The organism is Leisingera sp. XS_AS12 (assembly GCF_041224635.1).
Taxonomy (GTDB): Bacteria; Pseudomonadota; Alphaproteobacteria; order Rhodobacterales; family Rhodobacteraceae; genus Leisingera.
Map to the genome: position 1 here is coordinate 57,837 of NZ_JBGFGM010000061.1, position 22,064 is coordinate 79,900.

General features: G+C 62.3%; 23 protein-coding genes. 13 read left to right on the forward strand and 10 right to left on the reverse strand.

Features of this window, described 5'->3' with window-relative positions; translation table 11 throughout:
- Positions 1-83 precede the first annotated feature (83 nt).
- The 4 genes from AB9K35_RS02570 (at position 84) to AB9K35_RS02585 (ending at position 3,812) form a co-directional block, all read left to right on the forward strand.
- The gene (locus AB9K35_RS02570; protein ID WP_369924320.1) at positions 84-1,016 is read left to right on the forward strand and encodes a VOC family protein; all 933 of its coding nucleotides are present in this window, start codon (positions 84-86) and stop codon (positions 1,014-1,016) included.
- 9 nt (positions 1,017-1,025) lie between these two features.
- Positions 1,026-1,652 (forward strand): alpha/beta hydrolase, encoded by a 627-nt coding sequence (locus tag AB9K35_RS02575; RefSeq protein ID WP_369924321.1) that lies wholly within the window; start codon positions 1,026-1,028, stop codon positions 1,650-1,652.
- 156 nt (positions 1,653-1,808) lie between these two features.
- Positions 1,809-2,495 carry a hydrolase gene (locus AB9K35_RS02580; protein ID WP_369924322.1) on the forward strand — a complete coding sequence of 229 codons (687 nt, stop codon included), beginning with the start codon at positions 1,809-1,811 and terminating at the stop codon, positions 2,493-2,495.
- Positions 2,496-2,852: 357 nt separating this feature from the next.
- A complete protein-coding gene (locus AB9K35_RS02585; protein WP_369924323.1) occupies positions 2,853-3,812 on the forward strand; it encodes a pirin family protein in 960 nt (319 codons plus the stop codon).
- Between the two features lie 348 nt (positions 3,813-4,160).
- On the opposite strand, the gene AB9K35_RS02590 is transcribed toward AB9K35_RS02585, so the two are convergent.
- The gene (locus AB9K35_RS02590; RefSeq protein ID WP_369924324.1) at positions 4,161-4,544 is read right to left on the reverse strand and encodes a carboxymuconolactone decarboxylase family protein; all 384 of its coding nucleotides are present in this window, start codon (positions 4,542-4,544) and stop codon (positions 4,161-4,163) included.
- A 480-nt stretch (positions 4,545-5,024) separates the two neighbouring features.
- On the opposite strand from AB9K35_RS02590, the gene AB9K35_RS02595 reads away from it, so the two are divergent.
- On the forward strand, positions 5,025-5,927 hold the full coding sequence (locus AB9K35_RS02595) for a LysR family transcriptional regulator (protein ID WP_369924325.1): 903 nt from the start codon (positions 5,025-5,027) through the stop codon (positions 5,925-5,927).
- Between the two features lie 26 nt (positions 5,928-5,953).
- On the opposite strand, the gene AB9K35_RS02600 is transcribed toward AB9K35_RS02595, so the two are convergent.
- Complete coding sequence (locus AB9K35_RS02600; protein WP_369924394.1) at positions 5,954-6,637, reverse strand: GntR family transcriptional regulator; 684 nt, start codon at positions 6,635-6,637, stop codon at positions 5,954-5,956.
- An 88-nt stretch (positions 6,638-6,725) separates the two neighbouring features.
- On the opposite strand from AB9K35_RS02600, the gene AB9K35_RS02605 reads away from it, so the two are divergent.
- Complete coding sequence (locus AB9K35_RS02605) at positions 6,726-7,781, forward strand: AbrB family transcriptional regulator (RefSeq protein WP_369924326.1); 1,056 nt, start codon at positions 6,726-6,728, stop codon at positions 7,779-7,781.
- Here the strand turns inward: AB9K35_RS02605 and AB9K35_RS02610 are convergent.
- The 6 genes from AB9K35_RS02610 to AB9K35_RS02635 form a co-directional block, all read right to left on the reverse strand.
- Positions 7,756-8,730 carry a D-2-hydroxyacid dehydrogenase family protein gene (locus AB9K35_RS02610; protein WP_369924327.1) on the reverse strand — a complete coding sequence of 325 codons (975 nt, stop codon included), beginning with the start codon at positions 8,728-8,730 and terminating at the stop codon, positions 7,756-7,758. The genes AB9K35_RS02605 and AB9K35_RS02610 overlap by 26 nt on opposite strands.
- A 20-nt stretch (positions 8,731-8,750) precedes the next feature.
- Positions 8,751-8,912, reverse strand: coding sequence for a hypothetical protein (locus AB9K35_RS02615; RefSeq protein WP_222455636.1), 162 nt, complete (start codon positions 8,910-8,912; stop codon positions 8,751-8,753).
- A 10-nt stretch (positions 8,913-8,922) separates the two neighbouring features.
- On the reverse strand, positions 8,923-9,738 hold the full coding sequence (locus AB9K35_RS02620) for a universal stress protein (RefSeq protein ID WP_369924329.1): 816 nt from the start codon (positions 9,736-9,738) through the stop codon (positions 8,923-8,925).
- A gap of 1 nt (position 9,739) precedes the next feature.
- Positions 9,740-10,828, reverse strand: coding sequence for a 4-oxalomesaconate tautomerase (locus AB9K35_RS02625; RefSeq protein WP_369924330.1), 1,089 nt, complete (start codon positions 10,826-10,828; stop codon positions 9,740-9,742).
- Between the two features lie 18 nt (positions 10,829-10,846).
- The gene (locus tag AB9K35_RS02630; RefSeq protein WP_369924332.1) at positions 10,847-12,877 is read right to left on the reverse strand and encodes a tripartite tricarboxylate transporter permease; all 2,031 of its coding nucleotides are present in this window, start codon (positions 12,875-12,877) and stop codon (positions 10,847-10,849) included.
- 75 nt (positions 12,878-12,952) lie between these two features.
- Complete coding sequence (locus AB9K35_RS02635; RefSeq protein WP_369924333.1) at positions 12,953-14,029, reverse strand: tricarboxylate transporter; 1,077 nt, start codon at positions 14,027-14,029, stop codon at positions 12,953-12,955.
- Positions 14,030-14,179: 150 nt separating this feature from the next.
- On the opposite strand from AB9K35_RS02635, the gene AB9K35_RS02640 reads away from it, so the two are divergent.
- Both AB9K35_RS02640 and AB9K35_RS02645 read left to right on the forward strand, forming a co-directional pair.
- Positions 14,180-14,851, forward strand: coding sequence for a response regulator transcription factor (locus tag AB9K35_RS02640; RefSeq protein WP_222455631.1), 672 nt, complete (start codon positions 14,180-14,182; stop codon positions 14,849-14,851).
- Positions 14,848-16,197 (forward strand): sensor histidine kinase, encoded by a 1,350-nt coding sequence (locus tag AB9K35_RS02645; RefSeq protein WP_369924334.1) that lies wholly within the window; start codon positions 14,848-14,850, stop codon positions 16,195-16,197. Before AB9K35_RS02640 ends, AB9K35_RS02645 begins: the two co-directional genes overlap by 4 nt.
- A 71-nt stretch (positions 16,198-16,268) precedes the next feature.
- Here the strand turns inward: AB9K35_RS02645 and AB9K35_RS02650 are convergent, their stop codons facing one another.
- Positions 16,269-17,150 carry a LysR family transcriptional regulator gene (locus tag AB9K35_RS02650; protein WP_369924335.1) on the reverse strand — a complete coding sequence of 294 codons (882 nt, stop codon included), beginning with the start codon at positions 17,148-17,150 and terminating at the stop codon, positions 16,269-16,271.
- 89 nt (positions 17,151-17,239) lie between these two features.
- Between AB9K35_RS02650 and AB9K35_RS02655 the strand changes: the two genes are divergently transcribed.
- Both AB9K35_RS02655 and AB9K35_RS02660 read left to right on the forward strand, forming a co-directional pair.
- Positions 17,240-18,427, forward strand: a complete 1,188-nt coding sequence (locus AB9K35_RS02655; protein WP_369924336.1) for an MFS transporter — start codon at positions 17,240-17,242, stop codon at positions 18,425-18,427.
- A gap of 20 nt (positions 18,428-18,447) precedes the next feature.
- Complete coding sequence (locus AB9K35_RS02660; protein ID WP_369924337.1) at positions 18,448-19,275, forward strand: aldo/keto reductase; 828 nt, start codon at positions 18,448-18,450, stop codon at positions 19,273-19,275.
- 30 nt (positions 19,276-19,305) lie between these two features.
- On the opposite strand, the gene AB9K35_RS02665 is transcribed toward AB9K35_RS02660, so the two are convergent.
- Positions 19,306-19,644: an ArsR/SmtB family transcription factor gene (locus AB9K35_RS02665; RefSeq protein WP_369924338.1), complete on the reverse strand. Its 339-nt coding sequence runs from the start codon at positions 19,642-19,644 to the stop codon at positions 19,306-19,308.
- 108 nt (positions 19,645-19,752) lie between these two features.
- Here AB9K35_RS02665 and arsB point away from each other — a divergent pair, with 108 nt between their 5' ends.
- The 3 genes from arsB to arsH are packed head-to-tail and all read left to right on the forward strand — an operon-like array spanning position 19,753 to position 21,938.
- Positions 19,753-20,805, forward strand: a complete 1,053-nt coding sequence (arsB, locus tag AB9K35_RS02670; RefSeq protein WP_369924339.1) for an ACR3 family arsenite efflux transporter — start codon at positions 19,753-19,755, stop codon at positions 20,803-20,805.
- A 3-nt stretch (positions 20,806-20,808) separates the two neighbouring features.
- Positions 20,809-21,225, forward strand: coding sequence for an arsenate reductase (glutaredoxin) (gene arsC, locus AB9K35_RS02675; protein WP_369924340.1), 417 nt, complete (start codon positions 20,809-20,811; stop codon positions 21,223-21,225).
- Positions 21,222-21,938 (forward strand): arsenical resistance protein ArsH, encoded by a 717-nt coding sequence (gene arsH, locus AB9K35_RS02680; RefSeq protein ID WP_369924341.1) that lies wholly within the window; start codon positions 21,222-21,224, stop codon positions 21,936-21,938. The genes arsC and arsH overlap by 4 nt, the downstream gene beginning before the upstream one ends.
- Positions 21,939-22,064: the final 126 nt, after the last annotated feature.

The window sequence follows — 22,064 nt, forward strand, 5'->3', positions numbered from 1 at the left end:
TAAATGCAAGAACGTTTCTATTTTTGAAATCATAGTCCCGGCCTACCTTGGTTCCAACGCAAGACACGCGCTGGAGAAAGACCATGATCAAGGACATCCAAGGCCTGCACCACATCACCTCGATGGCTGCGGACGCGAATGAAAACAACAGCTTCTTCACCAAGGTTCTGGGCCTGCGGCGCGTCAAGAAGACGGTGAATTTCGATGCGCCCGAGTTCTACCACCTGTACTACGGCGACGAGGCCGGCACGCCGGGGTCGGTCATGACCTATTTCCCCTTCGGCCGCATGCCCCGCGGAACCCGCGGCATCGGAGAGGTTGGCATAACCGAGTTCGCGGTTCCCAAGCAGGCGCTGTCCTATTGGAAGGATCGCCTGTCCACCTTTGAGGTCAAAGGCCTGGAGCAATCCATGGCGTTCGGAGAAAACCGCCTCACCTTCGACGGGCCGGACGGTGACAGTTTCGCCCTGGTGGAAAGCGACCTTCGCGGCCGCACGCCGTGGACCGGGGCAGATGTTCCCGAAGAGACCGGGATCCTCGGCTTTCATGGCGCCCGTTTCCGCCTGCGCAACGCCGCGGCCACTGGAGAGCTTCTTGAATTCATGGGCTACCAAAAGGTGGAAAGCGGCCACGGCCTGACCCGTTACATGGTCGAAGGCGGCAATGCGGCCGATACCATCGATCTCGAGGAACTGCCCAACGCCCCGGTGGCGGGCGAGGGCGCGGGCTCGGTGCATCACATCGCCTTTGCCGTCGAAAACCGCGCCGTCCAGGACGAGGTGCGCAAGGCGCTGCTCGACACCGGCTACCAGGTCACTCCCGCGATCGACCGCGACTATTTCCACGCGATCTACTTCCGCACCCCCGGCGGCGTGCTCTTCGAGATCGCCACCAATGACCCCGGGTTCGACCGCGACGAAGACAGCGCGCACCTGGGCGAGGCGCTGAAACTGCCCGCCCGCTATGAACCCTACCGCCAGCAGATCGAGCAGCTTCTGCCGCCGGTCGCAGCCTGAGGACCTGTCATGTCCAACGACAATTATCACGCGCTGGCCAAGGCCGGCAAACCCGGTGCCCCGCTGGTCTTCGCCTTTCACGGAACCGGCGGGGACGAGACCCAGTTCTTCGGCCTCGCGGAGCAGATCCTGCCGGAGGCCTCCATCGTCTCCCCCCGCGGGGACGTATCGGAGATGGGCGCGGCCCGCTTCTTCCGCCGCACCGGCGAAGGCGTCTACGACATGGCGGATCTCGCCCGCGCGACCAAGGCGATGGCGGCCTTCGTTGCGGCCCATAAGGCCGCGCATCCGGACGCTCCGGTCTATGGCTTCGGCTATTCCAACGGCGCGAACATCCTGGCCTCCGTGCTGATGGCGCAGCCCGGCCTGTTCGGCCGCGCCGCCCTGCTGCATCCGCTGATCCCGTGGCAGCCGGACCCGGTACCGGGGCTGAGCGGCCGGAAGGTGCTGATCACCGCCGGGCGGCGCGATCCGATCTGCCCCTGGCCGCAGAGCGAGGCGCTGTTTGCCTGGTTCAAGGCCCAGGGTGCCGCCGTGCGCACCGAAACCCACGGCGGCGGCCACGAGCTGCGGCAGGGCGAGATCGAAGCGCTGGCGGAGTTCCTCAGCGCCCCGGCATTGGAGGATGCGGCATGACCCGGCCCGGCTTCGCTGCCCCGTCCGGCTTCCCTGTCCCGCCCCGCTTTCCTCTTCCGCCCGCCGCCGCGCGCGCCGCGGCACCAGCCCCCGCCTGAGCCCCTGCGGCGGCACCGTCAAAACCGCCCCCACCCAATGAAATCCAAGGAGCACCCCATGTCCAAGCTTGAAGTCCTCACCCCGCAGAACAGCCAGCTGATCTTCATCGACCACCAGCCACAGATGGCCTTCGGCGTGCAGTCGATCGACCGCCAGACCCTGAAGAACAACACCGTCGGGCTGGCCAAGGCCGCGAAGATCTTCGGCATTCCCACGACCATCACCACGGTCGAGACCGAAAGCTTCTCGGGCCGCACCTACCCCGAGCTGCTGGACGTCTTCCCCGAAGCCCCGCTGCTGGAGCGCACCTCGATGAACTCCTGGGACGACCAAAAGGTGCGCGGCGCGCTGGCAAAAGGCGCGGCCGAGGGCCGCAAGAAGATCGTGGTCTCCGGCCTGTGGACCGAGGTCTGCAACCTCACCTTCGCCCTGTCGGCGCTGAATGACACCGACTACGAGATCTACATGGTGGCCGATGCCTCCGGCGGCACCACGGCAGAGGCGCATAAATACGCGATGGACCGGATGGTGCAGGCAGGCGTGGTGCCGGTGACCTGGCAGCAGGTGCTCCTGGAATGGCAGCGCGACTGGGCCCGCAAGGACACCTACGACGCCACCATCGCGCTGGTTCAGGAACACTCCGGTGCCTACGGCATGGGTGTCGATTACGCCTACACCATGGTGCATAAGGCGCCCGGCCGCAGCAGCCATGGCGGAGAGACGCTGGCACCGGTCCCTGCATAACCGGCAGGACCGCGCCCAGCCGCCTGCCGGGAGCCCCCCGCTCTCTTCACTAGCGCCCGGCAGGCTCTAACAGCTCCAAAGGAGGCTTAAGAATATACCAGACGAGAACCTCCGCCGCGCGCTCGAGGCTGGATGACAGCCACTCCCATTTGATCCGGACTGGCTTGAATTGCAGAATGGAGCTGCGCTGGAGATCCCAAGGACACTCCAGCCCGCCCGGCGGCGATATCGGGGGCCGTGCCATGGGCGACCCAAGCGGCGCTTAAAGCCCTTGACCTGCGCCGGGATGGCCCCACCGTTCGCCATGACCCCAAACTCGCCCGACTTCCTCATGAGCCTTTCGAAAGGAACACGCCAATGAGCTGGAACCCGACCCACAATCCTGAATGCCCCGAATGCGGCGATGCGATCGATACCCTGATCATCCCGCGCGCGCGGGATCTTGGCGGGTTTGAAGTCCGCCGTGCGCTGCCATCGGTCAAACGGCAGATGGTCGGGCCTTTCATCTTCTTCGACCAGATGGGGCCTGCGGAATTCATCACCGAGGGCGGCATCGACGTCCGCCCGCATCCGCATATCGGCCTCGGCACCGTGACCTACTTGTACCAAGGGGAGTTCGAGCACCGCGACAGCCTTGGCACCCACCAGATGATCTATCCCGGCGAGGTGAATTGGATGGTCGCGGGCAAGGGCGTCACCCACTCGGAACGCACCAGCGAAGAGACGCGCGCCACGCGTCACAGCCTGTTCGGGATCCAGACCTGGATTGCACTACCCGAAGACAAGGAGGACATTGACCCCGGGTTCGAGCATCACAAGAAGGGCGCCCTGCCCGAGATTATCGATGGCGGCGCCAAGGCCAAGCTGATCCTCGGCAGCGCCTACGGCCAGCAAAGCCCGGTCACCATGCACAGCGAAACATTTTACCTCGATGTGACGCTCGAGCCCGGCGCTCAGTTTCCCCTGCCCGATGACCACGAGGATCGGGGCATCTATGTGACCGAAGGCTCGATTGAGATCGCGGGTCAGAGTTTCGAGGCCGGGCAGATGATGGTCTTCCGACCGGGTGACGCCATCAGTGCCCGCGCGGGCGCGGGTGGCGCGCGGCTGATGCTGCTGGGCGGTGCAACGATGAACGAAGGCCGCTACATCTGGTGGAACTTCGTTTCGTCTTCAAAAGACAAGATCGAAGAGGCAAAAGAAGCGTGGAAGGCCGCTGACTGGAACAATGGCCCGTTCAGGCTGCCCCCAGGAGACGAAGAAGAGCATATTCCAATTTCACCTGAGCTGGACCGTACGAAGCCGCGAAAAGGATGAGCGACCGCATCTACTGGGCTAGTACTTCGTCTTCGCCAATCGCGCTTCGAAGTTCGGCTATGTCGTTGTTTAGTTGTTCTTTAGGGTGCGCCAAGTGAAACTGGCCCTGGCGCGCCTGCCGCGATGTGGGGTGTTTAGATCTGCCGAAAGGACAAGCGCACGGCCAACCGGTCCAGTTCTGGTGTCACCACGACCTGGCTGGTAGAACATGCGCAGGCTCTGCCGTAGTCAGCTTCGGATCCTGTACTTCCGTTGCCCCGTGTCCTTCGAAACCGTTGATCCAACAGGAACACCCGCTGTGGTGGCGCTCCCGCCAAAGCCTGCGTCGGTGGCAGGGATCATGACGGCTTACTCCAACAAGCCGCGCTCGGTCAGCACCTTGCGCGCGACACGGAAGCACTCAAGCGATTGTGGCACGCCGCAGTAGATGCCAATGACGTGAATGATCGATCGGATCTCCTCCTTGGTGACCCCGTTGTTCAACGCACCTTTGCAATGAACTTCCCACTCGTGCATCTTTCCCAAGGCGCCGATCATCGCGAGGTTCATCATCGAGCGTGTCTTCGCGTCGATAGTGTCGTCGCCCCAGCCAAAGCCCCAGCACCAGGCCGTCATCGCCTCTTGAAACGGGCGCGTGAAATCATCGGCAGCGGCAAGGTTGTTTTCGACGTATTCAGCACCCAGCGTGGATTTGCGCTGCGCCAATCCACGCTCGAACAGATCGTCATCCATTTTGATACTCCTTGGTTGTGGTTCAGCAGGCTTTTCACAGGCGTGCCGGATCGTTTTGATCACTCAGGAAGGGATTTTCTGACCACTTGGTCGTGTAGCGTCGCTAGGCCCTGCGGTTTCCGCTAGCTGTCGCGCCAGATCGCCCAGGGCACAAATGCTGCACTCGGCGCCGAGGACGCGCGTTCTTCAGAGCGGAATATGCGGCCGGGCTTTCGCCCCCTCATCCCCTTCAACATTGATGCTTCTGATCATCATTACGGCAGAGGTGGCAGAGGTGGCAAACAAATGCTCCGAGAACCGGATGCCGCACATGAATTGACGGTCAAGCTGGACCAATAATGTGAGGCTGATCGTCACCACTCAGGCCGAGGCCTCCGCAGACCCCTGTGGCGTTCAGTGCCGAGCCAAGGGCCCTGCTGATAGGAACCGACTAAAGCATTTTTATTTGACTGGCGGGTGGATCTACAGAATTAGTGCGATATGAGCATCAATTATGACTTCGGTGATCTCGAGGCCTTCCTTGCGGTCAAGGAGACCGGCAGTTTCCATGCTGCGGCAGAGCAACTGAACCTGTCGCAATCCGCCATCACCCGACGGGTGGCGAAGCTTGAGCAGGCGCTGGACACCCGATTGTTCGAACGGACCACCCGCGCGGTCAAGCCAACGCTTGCCGCCAAGCGCCTTCAAGCCCGGGCCGAGGCCATTCTGGAAGACGCCCGCGAGACCACCCGCGCGATGCGCGACGATAGCGTGGCGTTTGCCCATCAGCGCAGCGCGGTCGTGGCCATTGCCCTGGTTCCGACCTTGCTGTCTCGGTTGGTGATCCCGGCCCTCGACCAGTTTCACGCGACCGGTAGACGCGCCCGATTGCGGTTATTGGATGGCAGCGCAAATGGGGTCGCCGAAGCCGTGTCACAGGGGGACGCGGATTTCGGCCTCTGCTCGCTGCCTGCGCTGGAACCCAACACCGATTTCGAGCCTCTTTTCGAGGACCGCATCATGGTCGCCCTGCCAAAGGCGCATCCGCTGGTCGGGCGCGCCAGTGTTACGATTGCTGAGTTGGCCGGGACACCTTTGATCCTGCCAGCTCGTGGGACCGGCAACCGGGTGTTGATCGACGAAAGCTTGGCCCGGGCAGGTATTCCCCTCGTCTGGACCATCGAAACGAGCAGAAGCTCGACAGCCTTGGAGCTCGTCGGCCAAGGGACGGGGGCGGCGTTGCTGCCAGAGGCAATCCTGAGAGGCCCTTTGGCCAGCGGTGTTGAGATCACCAGTCTCGAGGGGCTAGATATTGCCCGACCCGTCGGACTGCTCACACGATTGGGGCAATCGCTGTCTCCGACAGCTGAGGCGTTGAAGGACTGCATTCGCAGTGCGGTCTAATCCTGTGGGGCGACCAAAGAACTGCGTCACAAAAGGTCGCCGTCGAAACTGTCTGTCCGGGTCGACTGGCCACGCAACGCCCGCACGCGTACACGTTGCGCGGTCTCAATATGCGTCCGCATTGCGGCCTCTGCCAGTGCACCATCGCGTGCCTTGATTGCATCGAGCACAGCAAAATGCTCCTCGACCGCCTTTTCGGCCCGGTCCGGTTGCGTGAGCGTCGTCGGGCCAAGGATCATCATCGTCTTTTGAAGCGAATGGATCGATCGGGTCAGGAAACGGTTCTTGGCAGCATCCAGCAAGGCCGCATGAAATTGCCTGTTCAATGTAAAAGCTTGCGGCGTGCTTCCGAGGGCCGCCAGCGACCGGTTCATATCGTATAGCTCTTCAAGCTCGATATCCGACGCCGCCCGTGCCGCAAGCCGTGCGGCAGTTCCCTCGAGAACGGCGCGCATTTCATACAGCTCCATAACCTCGGCATAGTCCAACCCGCGAATGCTTGCGCCCTGCCTTGGGACATGGGTCACAATGCCATCCGCTTCGAGTTGGCGGATCGCTTCGCGAACCGGTGTCCGCGACACACCAAGACGTTCCGCCAACTCGGTTTCACGCAAGCGATCACCAGCTGTCAGACGCCCCTCACGTAGTTCGCCCAGCAGCCGCATGTAGGCCGTGTTGCCCTGCGGGCTGCTGCCCTCGTCGCTTGTCATGTTGTTCTCGCTCACAGTTCATTCATCGATTGTATCCATCTGGATACAATAGTACACAAGAGGCGGTCAAGAGTCGGCGGAGGCAGCCATGAACAATTCACTTCTCCAGATCCCCAGCGCCCGGCGCTTCCTTACCTTGGCCATCGCGGGTTTCGGCGCTGGACTGTTTTGGATGTTGTCACTCCCTTTGCCATTCCTTTTCGGGCCGATGGCTGCCTGTTTGATCGCCGCTCTGGCGCATCTTCCGGTGAAAGGGTTCGGGCAGGTGTCGGTCGCAGCGCGCACCATCCTAGGCGTCGCCGTTGGCGCTTCGATCACGCCAGATCTCTTGCGGGAGCTGCCGCAAATCGCGCTGTCCGTGGCCTTGGTACCTGTGTTCATCACGCTGATCGGTATGGTCGGGGTTCCCTTCTTCCGTCGCGTCTGGGGGTTCGACGCGCCCACAGCATATTATGCGGCGATGCCAGGTGGATTGCAGGATATGGTCGTCTTCGGGGCCGAGGCCGGCGCCAACCCGCGCACGCTGTCGTTGATCCATGCCACGCGGGTATTGCTGATTGTGACGCTGGCGCCTGCATTCCTAACCTTTGCCTATGGTGCCGAACTGACAAATCCGATCGGTGCGCCTGCCGTCGAACTGCCACTGCAAGAGCTCGCCCTGATGGTTGCGGCCGCGCTGATCGGCTGGAAGGGGGGCGAGCGCCTCGGACTTTTCGGTGCCTCGATCCTTGGACCGATGATCGTCACTGCCTGCCTGTCGCTCGCCGGGTTCATCCACTACCGTCCGCCAGCAGAGGCAATCCTGGCCGCGCAATTCTTCATCGGATGCGGAATTGGCGTGCATTTCCTCGGCATCACCTGGGGAGAGCTGACACGAGTGGTTCTGGCTGGGGTTGCCTATGTACTACTCCTGGCCGTGCTTGCGGCAGCGTTTACCGCGTTTGTGACCATGCTCGGGCTTGGCCACCCGGTGGAGGCGTTCTTGGCCTTTGCACCCGGCGGACAGGCGGAGATGACCGTTCTGGCGATCGTGACAGGGGCCGATCTGGGATTTGTGATCACCCATCACCTGACCCGCATTGTCCTGGTGATCGTAGGCGCACCTGTCGCTGCAGCGCTTATTGCGCGTAGACGTCTGGATTGATCATGTGGATCGGGTGCCCTGATGCATAAGCGTTGACCTGCTCGAAAATGTCCGAAAACTGCTTGTCGAACTCATCTTCTGTAACAAAGCCGATGTGCGGCGTTGCGATCACATTCGGATGGCTCAATAGCGGATCACTGGGATCGGTCAGCGGTTCGTTGTCAAATACGTCCAGTGCGGCCATTCCCGGTCGCCCCGCTTTCAGCGCATGCAGCAGCGCGTCGGGCGCGATCAAACTTGCACGGGAGGTGTTGACCAGGACCGCGCGGTCGGACATTCGGGCCAGATCCTGGTCGGTAATGATACCGCGGGTCTCGGGTGTCAGGCGCAGATGCAGGGAAACGACATCGCTTTGCGCAAAGAACGCGTCCCGGCTGGGGGCCACGATCTCGCCATCCGCTCTGGCCCGGGCGCGGCCCGCGCTGGAAGACCACCAAGTGACCTCCATGCCGAACGCACGGGCGTAATCCGCGACCACGCGACCAATCCGGCCATAGCCATAAAGCCCCAGACGCCGACCGCGCAATGTGCGCCCGACACCCATCTGCCAGCCCCCTGCCTTGACACTTGCCATCTGCTGCGGGAGTTGGCGCATCGCCGCAAGGATCAGGGCAAACGTGAGCTCGGCCGCGGCGTAGTTCGCGCCGTCAGCCCCCTTGTTGGAACACAAGAGCACTCTGTGGTCGGTGCAGGCCTGCACATCGACATGGGGATGCGCACCGCGCTGAGAGATCATCTTCAGATTGGGAAGCTTTTCCAGAAGAGTGCGGGTGACCGGGGTGCGCTCGCGAAACAAAACGACACAGTCGGCGTCCTGCAATCGACTCGCCAGTGCGGCCTCGTCAGGCTCGTGGTCCGTCCAGACAGTGACGTCATGGTCTTTCAGCAGCCCAAAACACGGCAGACTGCGCAACGTATTGAACCAATCATCAAGTATATGAACCTTCATGTGTTGCCCCTGTTTCCTTATCACCCCTGGCCGGACAATGCCTTGATCGCCTTGCTCACCCGTTCGTGCAAAATCAGAAGGTCAGGATTTTTCGCACCTTCCTGCCCGATCTGCGCCGCCAGACCAGAGCGAATATTTTCCAGTTCGCGGCAGGTGTGCTTCAGTTTTTCGTAGTCGGTCATGGCTTCTTCCTCAATGCGACAACAAGACGGGGATGCGGGTTTTGGCCAGCACCTCTGCGGTCACACCCCCCAGAAAATCTTCACGAAACTTGGAATGTTCATAGGCTCCCAGCACCAGCAGCGTCGGATCCTGACGTCGGCAGTACGCCAGCAGCGTCGCAGCCACAGGGTGCCACTCGGGAAAGTCCTCGTGGAGGGCTTCGATATCGTGGCGATCCAGGTGCTTTAGCAGGTCAGCAATAGGCCAACCGCCATGTTGGCCAACTGTAATCACACTGACCCGGCTTTTACCTTCCAGCAAACGCAGGCTATCCGACAATGCCCGTGCCGCGGCGCGCCCTCCATCCCACGCCAGAGCGGCATGAGAATGACGCGCGCCCGCCGCGTAACCTGCAGGGACCACGACCACCGGGCGTCCGGACATCAGCGCGATGCGGTCCGGGTGCAGGGTAACATGTTCATCGTCCGTGTCGTCATGTGCCCCGACGATCAACATATCATAGTAGCGGGCTGCTTCTGACAGCACGGTGTCTACTCGCCCTGTCACATCCTTTAGCTGAAGCTCTCCAGAAAGGCCAAGCGCTCGGCATTCCCGGTCGAACAGCTCCTCGATCCCGCGTAGCACCTCTGAGTTCGCCTGCTCCAAGAGGGCACGCGCCTCCTTGGGTATCCAGCGAGAACGCCGATCGATCACCTCATGCGACGTATGCGCAAGCATAGCTGTCACATGGGCGCCGTCGATCTGGGCCAGCGATGCCGCATAACGCAACGCGGCCACCGAGCCTTCCGAGCCGTTGAAGGCGACCAAAAAGTTCATCACCGGCATCTCAAGCGCCCTCCCAGATCCGCGCAGGCACGTAGATCTTGCCGTCAGCCAGTTTTCGGGCGGTACGCAGAAGACCCGCGGAATTGAGCGTGAAATGGTTGTTCATCTCGAAGTCCACCAGCACATCAATGGTGCCGGAGGCATGTTCCAGCACCACGCTGGCCGGGCTTTCGGTCGGACGGTCAAGGAGCCCGTCCGCCACGCTGCCCGGCGTCAGCGCGCAGGACGCGAGGCACTGCGCGCCGGTCACGGCCATCGACGGATGCGTGTTCCATGGCATGAAGTACCGTGTGGCGATGGTGCCGCCGTCCCGCGCGGGGGCAAGCAGGCCGAACTTGGGGGTCACGGACTTGGACACGTCTCCCATGCCCATGGCCGCCCCTGCCGCTAGCCGGATCGCCTCCATCCGGGCGAAGAAGTCGCGGTTTGCGTCCAGTTCGGCCACGGTTTCATAGCCGGTAAGTCCGAAATCGGCGGCGCGGGCGATCACCATGGGCATCGCCACGTCCATACAGGTGACCTCAATGCCATCAAATTTGTCGCGGAGGTTGCCGGTAGGCAAGAAGGCCCCGGTGGCCGATCCGACCACGCCCATGAAGTTCAGCGCCACCGGCGCGGCCTTGCCCGGCACCCCGGCGATCTCGGCATCGCCCGCATAGGTGAGCCTGCCTTCCGGGGTCTGCACGCGGGCCACCACCCGGGCGCCGGTGTTGACCGCCCGGATCTTCACCTCTGTCTCCCCTGCCGTGGCCTGCACCAGCCCCATCTCGATCGCCGCTGGCCCGACACCGGAGAGAATGTTGCCGCAGGTGGGCTTGAAATCAACCAGCCGGTCTTCGACCGAGACCTGAGCAAAGAAGTAGTCCACGTCCGCCCAGTCGTCCTGCGAGGACGACAGCATGGCGACCTTGGTGGTCACCGCGGCGCCGCCGCCAATGCCGTCGATGTTCAGCGGATGGCCGGAGCCGAGCGCGGCCAGCAGCACCTCGGCCAGGGTTTCGCGGTCCGTGGGCAGGTCGGCGCGGTTGAAATAGGGCCCGCGCGAGGTGCCGCCGCGCATGAAGACGTAAGGAATGCCTGTCTGTGTCATGTCATCTCTTCCGTTGGATCATTTCAGCGGCCACGGCAGGTCCACCGCCTGTTGCAGCAGCCCCGGCGGGAAGTCGCGGTTCAGCGCGCCTGCCATCACGCACATCAGCGCGATGCCCGCGGCGGTCAGGATCAGGGTCTTCGGCCAGGGCGCCTGCGCCCGCACCCGCAGGAAGGCGACGAGGAAGCCCAGCAATGCCAGGATGAAGCCGGTGAAATAGGTTGCCACGATCAATCCGGCGAACCAGGCCAACGTGCCCCAGAGGCCATAGGGCGCATCTGCATCTTCCCCGGCGACTTCCTTGTCGGCAAAGACCGCGTCGGTCTCGGGCCGCAATAGCATCTGCACCAGCAGGATCAGCAGCGCAGTGAGGGTGATACCGCCCACCGCCAGCGGGATGATCTTGTCCGTCATGTTGTAGTCGGGGATCATGTTCGCGTTGATCAGCGCGGCGACCACGTAGGCCATCAGCAGCATCAGGAAGACCAGCGGTGCGCGCTTGGACCCGGATTTGACATCGCCCTCGGCCATGATCGACTTGGCCTGGCGCAGGCCCAGCACCACCGAGACCACGGTGACGATCAGCAGCACGATCACGATCGGCGAGAACAGGTAGTCCAACCCCTCCTCGAAGGACTTGCGGAAGCGGAAGGAGGCGATCTGGAACGCCTGGTTGGAGAATTTCTCCACCGGGTTGGACAGCACGAAGCCGATCAGGAAGGCCGGGCGCGACCAGTCGAAGCGGCGCAGGAAGATGCCGATCAGGCCGATGGCGAACAGCGCCAGGATGTCCTCGAAGTTCTGCCCGGACTGGAACGCCGCGAAGGAGATCAGCATGAACAGGAACGGCGCGAGGTAGGTGAAGCGGATCGTGGTCAGCTTGGCGATGCCCCCCGAAGCCGCGATGCACAGGATGGTGCCCACTACGTTGGCCAGCGCCAGCAGCCAGACGATGGAATAGGTGATGTCGAGGTTGTCGCGCAGCATCGAGGGGCCGACCTCGATGTCGCCCGAGCCCAAGAGCGCGATGGCGCCGATGAAGATCGCCATCGAGCCCGAGCCGGGGATGCCGAACAACAGCGTCGGTACCAGCCCGCCGCCTTCCTTGGCGTTGTTCGAGCTTTCCGGGCCGACGATGCCGCGGATCTCGCCCTTGCCGAAGCCGGATTTGTCCTTGGTGCTTTGCACCGCGTGGCCATAGGCGATCCAGTCCACAACCGAGCCGCCGAGCCCCGGGATCACCCCGACCACGACACCGATCAGCGAGCAGCGCACCGAGAGCCACTTGTTGGCCACCCAGTCCTTCACGCCTGTGCCCCAGCCGGCGCCCAGTTTCGCGTCCTTAGCAATGGAGCGGTCCTGGCGCAGCAGCGAGACGATCTCCGGCACCGCAAAGATGCCGAGGCCCACGATCACCAGCTTCAGCCCGTCGGTGAGGTAGGGAATGTCATAGGTCGCCATCCGCAGGCTGCCGCCCGCGTCGGCCTCGCCGATGGTGCCGATCAGCATGCCCAGCCCGGCTGCGGCCAGCCCCTTCAACGCCACACGCCCGGCCAGAACCGCCACCATCGACAGGCCCAGGACCGAGATCATCAGCATCTCGGGCAGGCCAAAGGCCAGCACCAGCGGCCGCGCCACGACGATGAACATGGTGAGGAACAATGCCCCCACCAGCCCGCCGAACAGTGATGAGGTAAATGCCGCCGACAGCGCCCGCGCCGCCTGGCCCTTCTTGGCCAGAGGGAAGCCGTCCAGCACGGTCGCCTGGCTCGCGGAGGAGCCGGGTATGCCCATCAGCACCGAGGCGAAAGTGTCCGAGGTCGGCACCACCGCCACCATGCCCACCATCAGCGCGAGCCCCAGGACCGGGTCCATGCCGAACATGAAAGGCAAGAGCAGCGACAGGCCGGCAATGCCGCCAAGCCCGGGGAACACGCCCACGGCCAGCCCCATCACCACGCCCAGCACCAGGTAGCCCAGGACCACAGGTTGCAGTATTAGCGCCCATGCCTGGCCAAGCGCCGGCATGGCGGTAGCGAAAACATCCATCGCCCCAACCTCAAGTTGTTCGAAAAGTGTGGAAAAACAGGCCCCGGCCGCTGCCGGGGCCTCAGGCAGCTTCGCTTATTTCAGCGAAACACCATAGGCTTCCTGCAGCCAGTTGGTCACGAACGCCTTGGCTTCAGGCGAAACGCTTGTGCCCGCCTTGGTGGCTTTTTCGGCGCCTTCGCCGACGAAGACGCCATATTTGCCGACACGTTTGGAAGCGATCGTGGCAAAGTCCTCGCGGTTGCGCACGGCATCGAAGGCGGCGGCGTAGGCGTCGCGCACATCATCCGGGGTGCCTGCGGGCAGGAAGGCGATCTTTTGCACCGGGAAGCCCGCCACGAAGAAGGCTTTCCAGGCGTCCCATGCCTCGCCCTTGGTCTCACAGCCCTCGGTGGCCTCGCAAACCTCCTTGAAAGTCGGGATGTCCGGGAAGGTTGGGTCGCGCACGATGTTGCCGTCCTCGTCCAATGCGCCCCAGGTCATCATCGGCACGGCCTTGCCTTGGGCGACGAGATCAGCCGAGGCGCCAAGGTAGCCAGAGGAGGTCTGATAGTCGATGGTCGCTTCACCGCGTTCAAACATCAGGCGGCCGTCGCCGCGGCCCTTGATGCCGAAGACCGGCTCCACGTTCATGCCAAGCATCTCCCACGCGAGCAGAGGTACCAGGTCCAGCCGTGTCGCGCCCTGAGAGCCATAGATGAAGTCGATATCTTTCAACGCGTTCGCGGAGCCATCGAACTTGGCGCCGTCCTCGGCGTTCAGATAGGCCACGCCGCCTGTGCCGGAGGCCATGACAGGAACCCAATCGCTGTATTCGTAGCGCACGCGCGGATCATCCAGCAGATAGGGGAACTGGGTTGATCCCGAGGTGCCGAACATCAGCGTGCCATCCTCGTGCTCTTGCTCCTGGAACCAGTTCGCCCCCTTGGTGGATCCGGCACCCGGCATAAACTTCACGACCACCGTCGGATTGCCGGGCAGCTCTTCAGAGAGGAGCGGTGCAAAGAAGTTGGCCCACTTGGCGGAGCCACCTGTTTCCGAGAACGGGATCACCCATTCGATCGTCTTGCCGGAAAAGTCGACCTCGGCAAAAGCCGGGGACGCGATAAGGGCGGCTGCCGCAACCGAAGTTGCAAGTTGCTTGATCGTCATTGGTATCCTCCCGAAGATCAGCCTAACCACCGACATGTTGCCGGTCGGTACGTTCGATTTTATGCAAGGGATACGAATCCCTCCTCCAATTGGGAAAATTTGCCGTTCCAACCTTGCGCGAAACTTGCGCAACCTGACAAAGTTTTAAGCATGCGAATTGCAGTGATCGAAGATAACGAGGCTCTCGCTCATGGAATTGCCTCACGTCTGCGCGAACGCGGGCATTCCGTCGATGTGCTGCATGACGGTGACGCCGCCGACACTTTTCTCAGGCAGGAAGGGGCGGATCTAGTCGTTCTTGACCTGAACCTGCCCGGTCGCGATGGGCTCGAAGTCCTGCGGGCGCTGCGTCGCCGGGGCGACGGTACGCCGGTTATCCTGCTCACCGCCAGGTCGGAAACTGCGGAGCGTGTGAAAGGGCTGGATGCCGGTGCCGACGACTACCTTACGAAACCGTTCGAGATCGACGAGCTTGAGGCGCGCCTGCGCGCAATGGCGCGCAGGAAGGACCTGCAGTTCACTGCGCGCGATACGCTTGGGCCTTTGGTGTTCGACCGTACCAGCCGCCAACTCCTGCAAGACGACAAGCCGCTCAAGCTTCCGCGCAAGGAAGTGGCGACGCTGGAATGTCTGCTGGAACGGCGCGGACGCATCGTGTCCAAAGCGCAGCTGATTACCCATGTCTATGGGACTGGCACTGATCAGGATGAAAGCGCGATCGAACCGCATGTCTCGCGCCTGCGCAAACGGTTGGAACCATTCGGCGTCAAGATCAAGACCGCGCGTGGCCTCGGCTACATGCTGGAGGTCACCAGCAGATGACAGCCCTGTCACTGCGGATGCGGTTGTTCCTGCTGATCCTGCCGCCACTGTTTCTGGTCTCGATCGTGCTTGGAATCTGGCGCTTCGAGGTGGCGCAGCGGACCTCCGAAGATCTGTTCGACCGCAGCCTCCTTGCAGCGGCGCTTGCGATCTCGCGCGACGTCGCAATTTCTGAAGGCGACGCGCTGTCACCGCAGACCCGTCGCCTTGTGTCGAACGCGGGCGGGGGCGAGATTTTCTACCACGTCACCGGGCCGGGGGGGATTTACGTCACCGGCTACGCCTACCCGCCGCGGGCTGAAACCCCGACAAGCCCCGAAGAACCGCAGTTCTTCGTTGCGGACTACCGTGGTGAACCGGTGCGGGTGATGCGCATGTCCGAGACGACCACCATTGGCAATCTCACCGGTGAAACGGCGGTCACGGTCTGGCAACGGGTCGCTGACCGCGACGCCTTTGCCGCCGCCCTGGCCCTGCGTGCCGCCGCCCTGATGGCGGGCTTGATGCTGGCGCTGGCACTGGTCGTCTGGTTCGGTGTTCAAATTGGCCTGCGGCCGCTGAACGACCTGCAGGACGCAATCCGGCGCAGATCGCCTGACGACCTCGGCCAGATCCGCCGCCCGGTGCCAAAGGAGGTGATCGGCATCGTTGCCACTCTCAACCGGCTGTTCGCGCAAGTGCGCAGCAGTTTCGAGGCGCACCAGGCGTTTATCTCGGACGCGGCCCACCAATTGCGCAATCCGGCCTCCGCGTTACTGTCGCTGGCTGAAACGCTGCCTGAAGCGCGCGACCCCGCGAGGCGGCAAGCGCATGAACAGGCGCTGATCGCTGCTGCCCGCAAATCAGCGCGTCTCGCCAACCAATTGCTGTCGCTGGAACGGTTGCGTTACGAAGGCGTGCGCAGCGTCAAGCGCTTTGACCTGACCGCCCTTGCCGCGCAAATCTGTCGGGATCAGGGACCAGCGGTGCTGTCGCGTGATATCGACTTTGAATTTTTCCCGTCCCCCAATCCCCTGATGGTCAGCGGCGATCCGGTTTTGGTCGGCGAGGCAATCACGAACCTGATAGAGAACGCCGTGACACACGGCGGGCCGGATATGACCAAGATCACGGTTCGAACGCTTCGAGAGGGGCCGGATGCGGTTCTGTCGGTCCAGGATGACGGGGTCGGCATTCCGGAAGATCAGGCAGATACGGCTTTCCGGCGATTTGGTCAGCTGCGCAGTGGCGAAGGCAGTGGCCTGGGCTTGTCGATCGTTCAGGACGTGATGCAGCGCCACAACGGATCTGTTGAGCTGCTTCAAGTCAGTCTGGGCGCGACCGTCCGTTTGTCGTTCCCCACCTGACACTTGCATCGACTGAGCGGTGACTTCACGGGAGATCTCAAGTCGCGGCCGATCTACATTTGGCCGCTTCGCTAACTCAGTATTTCGTCAAGCCAGTCAAGGAAAACGGCAAGCCTGCGCAGGCCGGACGTGCGCGTGAGATAAAGCGCAGTTATGTCCAGCGGTGCAGCGTCCAGCTGATCCGGGAAAAGCTCAACCAACCGCCCTGCGGCGAGGTCTTCGGTCACCATGAAGTCAGAGAACCGGGCAACCCCCATTCCCCCCAGTACCAGACTGCGCACCGCCTCTCCGTTGGCCGCCTGCACCGAAGCAGGCAACGCAATGGTGCCCACCTCGCGAAATCGCAGCGTATTGATATGGTCTGGCGCGGTAAAGCGAACCTGGCTCAAACCGGCGAGATCCGTCGGTGTCTGCGGCCAACCACAACGGTCCAGATAGCCCGGCGCAGCGCAGAGCTTCCAGGGCGACTGGCCAAGCCTGCGTTGCAACAGATCGCTGTCCGAAAGAGGCCCAAAGCGGATCACGACGTCTGCGTGGCTGTCGAGGAGATCAACAAGGCGATCCGTCATGTCCAGGGTGATTTCCACCTCGGGATAGCGCGCATGAAATTCGTGCAGGCGCGGGGCGATCACATGCAGGACAAAGGGCACCGGTGCATTCACCCTCAATGGCCCCTTGGGTGCGCGCCCACTTTGGGCGAGCTCCGCCAAGACCTCGGTCTGCCTGACAATTTCCTGTGCGGCTTGCAACAACTGGCGGCCTTCTGGCGTCAGCTCGATCGCCCGCGTTGTGCGCCGCAGCAAGGAAACCTGCAAGAACGTCTCGAGCCGGGTCACCGTTCGCGAGAGCGTGGACGGCGCAACGCCAAGCCGTCGCCCCGCCTCCGCAAAGCCGCCGTCTTCGACCACCGCGACAAAGGCGGCCAGATCCCGTGTCTGAGGTAATTCGTGCATGAAACGCAAAGGCCCTTTGCAAATCTGACTATTCACGCAAAAGTCTAGCAAGTGCATTTGGGCAGGGAAAGCAATACTGGAGTTTTCCCATGCCACTCGCACTTTGGGCGCTGACGATCAGCGCTTTTGCCGTCGGCACGACCGAGTTCGTGATCGTCGGCCTTATCCCGACAATAGCCGCTGACCTTGGCGTCAGCCTTCCTTCCGCCGGCCTTTTGGTCAGCCTCTATGCGCTTGGCGTGACCATCGGCGCGCCGGTTCTGACCGCGCTGACCGGCGGCATGCCACGCAAGACACTGTTGTTGTCCCTGTTGCTGTTGTTCATTGCGGGCAATGGCTTTGCAGCCTTTGCGCCCGGATACGGCAGTCTCATTTCGGCGCGCTTCATCACCGGGTTGGCGCATGGCGTGTTCTTCGCGATCGCCTCGACCATCGCTACCAATCTGGTGAGCCGCGATAAGGAGAGTTCTGCCATTGCACTGGTTTTCCTTGGCCTGACGGTCGCACTGGTGACTGGCGTGCCACTGGGGACCTGGATCGGTCAGACCTGGGGGTGGCAGGCGACGTTTCTCGGCGTCGTAGCGCTGGGTCTGATCGGGCTTGTCGCGTCCGCCCTGCTGGTGCCGACGAACCTGCGCCAGGGCAGCGCCCCCGGGCTGCGTGACCAGGCCCGCGTGCTGGTCTCTCCACGGCTGCTGTTGGTCTACCTGATCACCGCCGTTGGCTACGGCGGCAATTTCATCGCCTTCACCTATCTTGCGCCGATGCTGACCGATGTCACCGGTTTCGGAACCGGTGCTGTGAGCTTGATCATCTTGCTGTACGGAGCTTCTGTTGCGGTTGGCAATATCGTCGGCGGTAAGCTGGCTGATCGCATGGGCGCGGTTCCTGCCCTCACGGTGATCTTCGTTGGCCTCTCCGCGGTTCTGATGGCGCTCGGTCTCGTACTGTCCTCGCCGATCGCGACCGTCGTGGTGATCGCCGTATGGGGTGGCTTTGCCTTTGCCAATGTGCCCCCACTGCAAGTCTATGTGGTGCAAATAGCCCGTGAGGTGGCGCCGGATGCCGTTGACGTCGCCTCCGGCCTGAACATAGGTGCCTTCAATCTTGGTATTGCGCTGGGTGCCTGGTCCGGGGGATTGATCGTCGAGACCATGGGCCTTGCCGCCGCTCCCTATGCCGGTGCGCTTGTCGTCGCCGCTGGTATTGTCCTGACCCGCCTGTCCGGCCGACTGGACAAATCCACCGCATCCGGCCGGCCATTTGCCGCAGAATAATGGAAAGAGGAAAACAGACCATGACCATCAAGAACATTGGCCCCGCAGCCATTCCAAACCTAGGCCTTGGCACCTTCAAGATGCAGGAAGGTGAGGCGCGCGAGATCACCATGGCCGCACTCGCCGAAGGGTATCGTCACATCGACACCGCACAGGCCTATGAGAACGAGGCTGAAGTCGGCGAGGGCATCCGTGCCTCTGCAACACCGCGGGACCAGGTTTTCCTCACCACCAAGATCCTGCCGCGCGACTTCGCCGCCGACAGCTTCCGCAAGGCAACGGAGGCCAGTCTCAGGGCGCTCGGGACTGACTACATCGATCTTCTGCTCCTGCATTGGCCGTCCAAGGACGTGCCGCTGTCCGAGACACTCCCGGTGCTGGATCAGTTGATCAGCGAAGGCAAGGTGCGCTTTGGTGGCGTATCGAACTTCACCGTGCCGATGCTGAAGGAAGCCGCCCAGATTCTGAAGGCGCCGCTGGCGACCAACCAGGTGGAGCTGCACCCCTTCATCGATCAGAGCAAGCTGCGCGCTTACATGGATGAGGTCGGTCTGCCGCTGGAAGCCTATGCACCGCTGGCGCAGGGGCAGGTCATGCAGGACGCGACAATCCGCGAGATTGCCGAGACCCATAGCACCAGCGCGGCCGCGATCGCCGTCGCCTGGCTGCTGTCAAAACCCGGCGTTATCGCCCTGCCCAAGACCGCCAAAGCGGAGCGTCTGGCAGGCAATCTGGCCGCTGCGGAGATCAACTTGAGCGCTGAAGAAATCGCGCGCATCGACGCGCTGGCAAGACCCGATGGGCGGATTGTCTCGCCTGATACACTTGCGCCCGCCTGGGACGACTGATGCCAAGGGCCTCGCCGGACACGGCGGGGCCTATTTCACCGGGATGACAACCCCGGCACAGGCTGCGGCGTCACCGCCGCAGCAATCCTGCAGCAGGAAACGCACCACGCCATTCACGGTATCGAAGTTCGGCGCGTAGAGCACCTCGCGGTGCTGCCGCTCCGCTGTGACCAGCCCGGCCCGCTTCAATGTGGCGAGGTGCCCGGATACCGTCGACGGTTTCAGATCCAGCAGACGGCCCACCTCCATCGCGGGCGTGCCCTCGGGCCCACGCTGGACCAGAAGCCGAAAAATCGCCAGCCGCGCTTCATGTGCGAGGGCACTAAATGCGTCGATGGCCGGGGCGCTATTGTCGAGAGGCTGCTTCATATTACGCAATTACGCGAAATAAGGAGTGTTGACAAGCACTGGCACCAGCCGTAATTCGGAAATCAATTCGAGAATACGCGAAATGAAAGATTGATTATGGAGAACAGAATGGCCGATACCTCCGTACACCCTCCCGAGGACGCCAGGATTGGCCGCTTTGAAGGGCTGCTGACCCTGTGGGTCGCCTTGGCGATGGCTGCCGGGATTGCCGTCGGCGCGCTTGCGCCGGGCCTCGTCAATGCGGTCGCTGCGGCCGAGGTTGCATCGATCAACCTCGTGGTTGCTGTGCTGATCTGGGCGATGGTCTATCCGATGATGGTCAGTGTTGATTTCAGCGCGGTCGCCGGCGTGGCCAAGCAACCCAAGGGGCTGCTCGTCACCCTGGTGGTGAACTGGCTGGTCAAGCCCTTCACCATGGCGCTGCTCGCGGTGGTCTTCTTTGACCATGTCTTTGCGCCATGGATCGTGCCGGAAGACGCCGCGCAGTATATTGCGGGGCTGATCCTTCTGGGCGCGGCACCCTGTACCGCCATGGTGTTTGTCTGGTCGCAGCTGACCCGTGGCGACGCCACTTACACTTTGGTGCAGGTCTCGGTGAACGACCTCATCATGGTGGTGGCCTTTGCCCCTATCGTCGCCCTGTTGCTGGGGGTGACAGACGTGGTCGTGCCTTGGGACACGCTGCTTCTGGCCACGCTACTTTATGTCGTCCTGCCATTGGTGGCCGGGCTGATAACCCGCCGTGTGCTGGGATCGCAGGCCGCCATCGACGCCTTCACCGCGCGGATCAAACCGCTGTCCATGACCGGGCTCATCGCCACGGTTGCCATCCTGTTCGGCCTGCAGGGCGAAACCATTCTCTCTCGGCCCGGTGTGATCCTGCTGATTGCCGTACCGATCCTGATCCAGTCCTACGGCATTTTTGCCCTAGCCTACGGGGCTGCCTACGCATTGCGCGTTCCGCACAAGATTGCCGCGCCTTGCGCGATGATCGGCACCTCGAACTTCTTCGAACTGGCCGTAGCCGTCGCCATCAGCCTCTTTGGCCTGAATTCGGGTGCGGCGCTGGCGACTGTGGTCGGTGTGCTTGTCGAAGTGCCCGTCATGCTGTCGCTTGTGGCCTTTGCCAACCGAACCCGCAGTCGTTTTCCGAAGGGCTGACCGATGATCGTCATGCACCACAATCCCGACTGCGGCACCTCGCGCAACGTGCTGGCTTTTATCCGTGCCAGCAGCGTCGAGCCGGTAGTCGTCAATTACTTGGACGAAGGTTGGACCCGCCCACAGCTGCTGGCGCTGTTCGCGGCGGCCGGGCTTACACCACGGGAGGCACTTCGCGAAACCAAATCGCCCGCGCTGGAATTGGGCCTGTTGGAGCCCGGCGTCACGGACGACCGCATCCTTGATGCGATGTTGGCGCACCCGATCCTGGTCAATCGCCCGATTGTCTGCACTGCAAAGGGCGTCCGCCTCTGCCGCCCGTCCGAGCAGGTGTTCGACCTCCTCGACACTCTGCCCACGGGGCCGGTCTACAAGGAAGACGGCCAGATGGTAATAAATAAAAATGGAGACCGCATTTGACCGATACCCCCCAACTGGACAGCACCAGACTTGCCAGCATCGACCCGGCCGCGCTGTTTCCTGCAACACGCAGCCAGCACGCACCCCGAATTCTGATGCTATATGGCTCGCTGCGGGCGCGTAGCTTCTCCCGCTTTGCCACCGAAGAGGCGGCGCGCGTCCTGCAACACCTCGGCGCGGAGGTCCGCATTTTCGATCCGCGTGGCCTGCCCTTGCCGGACAGCTGTGAAGCGGATCATCCAAAGGTCGTAGAACTGCGGGATCTTGTGAACTGGTGCGAAGGCATGGTCTGGTCCTCGCCCGAGCGCCACGGGGCCATGACCGGCATCATGAAGGCGCAGATCGACTGGATCCCTCTCAGTCTGGGAGGAGTACGGCCGACTCAGGGCAAGACGCTAGCCGTAATGCAGGTCTGCGGCGGCTCGCAAAGCTTCAACACCGTGAACCAACTGCGCATTCTCGGGCGGTGGATGCGCCTGTTGACGATTCCCAACCAGTCTTCTGTTGCCAAAGCCTGGGACGAATTCGACGAAAACGGGCGTATGAAGCCTTCACCTTATTACAACCGGATCGTCGATGTGATGGAGGAGCTCGTCAAATTCACCCTGCTCACACGCGACATCAAGGACCACCTCACTTACCGCTACTCGGAACGGGTTGAGAGCCACAAGGAACTATCGAAGCGCGTCAACCAGTCCAAAGCCATCGGGTAGCTAGTTGCATTTTTCGGGGTCTGGATACCCTTGCTATAAGTTCACTTTATACCGGCGGAAGGCCCGGGCTGCAGCCGCGACAATCTCATCAAGCGCGGCGACGCAATCGCGCTTGATGGGATGCCT

Coding starts and splice junctions, on each gene's coding strand:
- AB9K35_RS02570 (WP_369924320.1), top strand. CDS start 84: ATGATCAAGGACATCCAAGGCCTGCACCACATCACCTCGATGGCTGCG.
- AB9K35_RS02575 (WP_369924321.1), top strand. CDS start 1,026: ATGTCCAACGACAATTATCACGCGCTGGCCAAGGCCGGCAAACCCGGT.
- AB9K35_RS02580 (WP_369924322.1), top strand. CDS start 1,809: ATGTCCAAGCTTGAAGTCCTCACCCCGCAGAACAGCCAGCTGATCTTC.
- AB9K35_RS02585 (WP_369924323.1), top strand. CDS start 2,853: ATGAGCTGGAACCCGACCCACAATCCTGAATGCCCCGAATGCGGCGAT.
- AB9K35_RS02590 (WP_369924324.1), bottom strand. CDS start 4,544: ATGGATGACGATCTGTTCGAGCGTGGATTGGCGCAGCGCAAATCCACG.
- AB9K35_RS02595 (WP_369924325.1), top strand. CDS start 5,025: ATGAGCATCAATTATGACTTCGGTGATCTCGAGGCCTTCCTTGCGGTC.
- AB9K35_RS02600 (WP_369924394.1), bottom strand. CDS start 6,637: ATGACAAGCGACGAGGGCAGCAGCCCGCAGGGCAACACGGCCTACATG.
- AB9K35_RS02605 (WP_369924326.1), top strand. CDS start 6,726: ATGAACAATTCACTTCTCCAGATCCCCAGCGCCCGGCGCTTCCTTACC.
- AB9K35_RS02610 (WP_369924327.1), bottom strand. CDS start 8,730: ATGAAGGTTCATATACTTGATGATTGGTTCAATACGTTGCGCAGTCTG.
- AB9K35_RS02615 (WP_222455636.1), bottom strand. CDS start 8,912: ATGACCGACTACGAAAAACTGAAGCACACCTGCCGCGAACTGGAAAAT.
- AB9K35_RS02620 (WP_369924329.1), bottom strand. CDS start 9,738: ATGCCGGTGATGAACTTTTTGGTCGCCTTCAACGGCTCGGAAGGCTCG.
- AB9K35_RS02625 (WP_369924330.1), bottom strand. CDS start 10,828: ATGACACAGACAGGCATTCCTTACGTCTTCATGCGCGGCGGCACCTCG.
- AB9K35_RS02630 (WP_369924332.1), bottom strand. CDS start 12,877: ATGGATGTTTTCGCTACCGCCATGCCGGCGCTTGGCCAGGCATGGGCG.
- AB9K35_RS02635 (WP_369924333.1), bottom strand. CDS start 14,029: ATGACGATCAAGCAACTTGCAACTTCGGTTGCGGCAGCCGCCCTTATC.
- AB9K35_RS02640 (WP_222455631.1), top strand. CDS start 14,180: ATGCGAATTGCAGTGATCGAAGATAACGAGGCTCTCGCTCATGGAATT.
- AB9K35_RS02645 (WP_369924334.1), top strand. CDS start 14,848: ATGACAGCCCTGTCACTGCGGATGCGGTTGTTCCTGCTGATCCTGCCG.
- AB9K35_RS02650 (WP_369924335.1), bottom strand. CDS start 17,150: ATGCACGAATTACCTCAGACACGGGATCTGGCCGCCTTTGTCGCGGTG.
- AB9K35_RS02655 (WP_369924336.1), top strand. CDS start 17,240: ATGCCACTCGCACTTTGGGCGCTGACGATCAGCGCTTTTGCCGTCGGC.
- AB9K35_RS02660 (WP_369924337.1), top strand. CDS start 18,448: ATGACCATCAAGAACATTGGCCCCGCAGCCATTCCAAACCTAGGCCTT.
- AB9K35_RS02665 (WP_369924338.1), bottom strand. CDS start 19,644: ATGAAGCAGCCTCTCGACAATAGCGCCCCGGCCATCGACGCATTTAGT.
- arsB (WP_369924339.1), top strand. CDS start 19,753: ATGGCCGATACCTCCGTACACCCTCCCGAGGACGCCAGGATTGGCCGC.
- arsC (WP_369924340.1), top strand. CDS start 20,809: ATGATCGTCATGCACCACAATCCCGACTGCGGCACCTCGCGCAACGTG.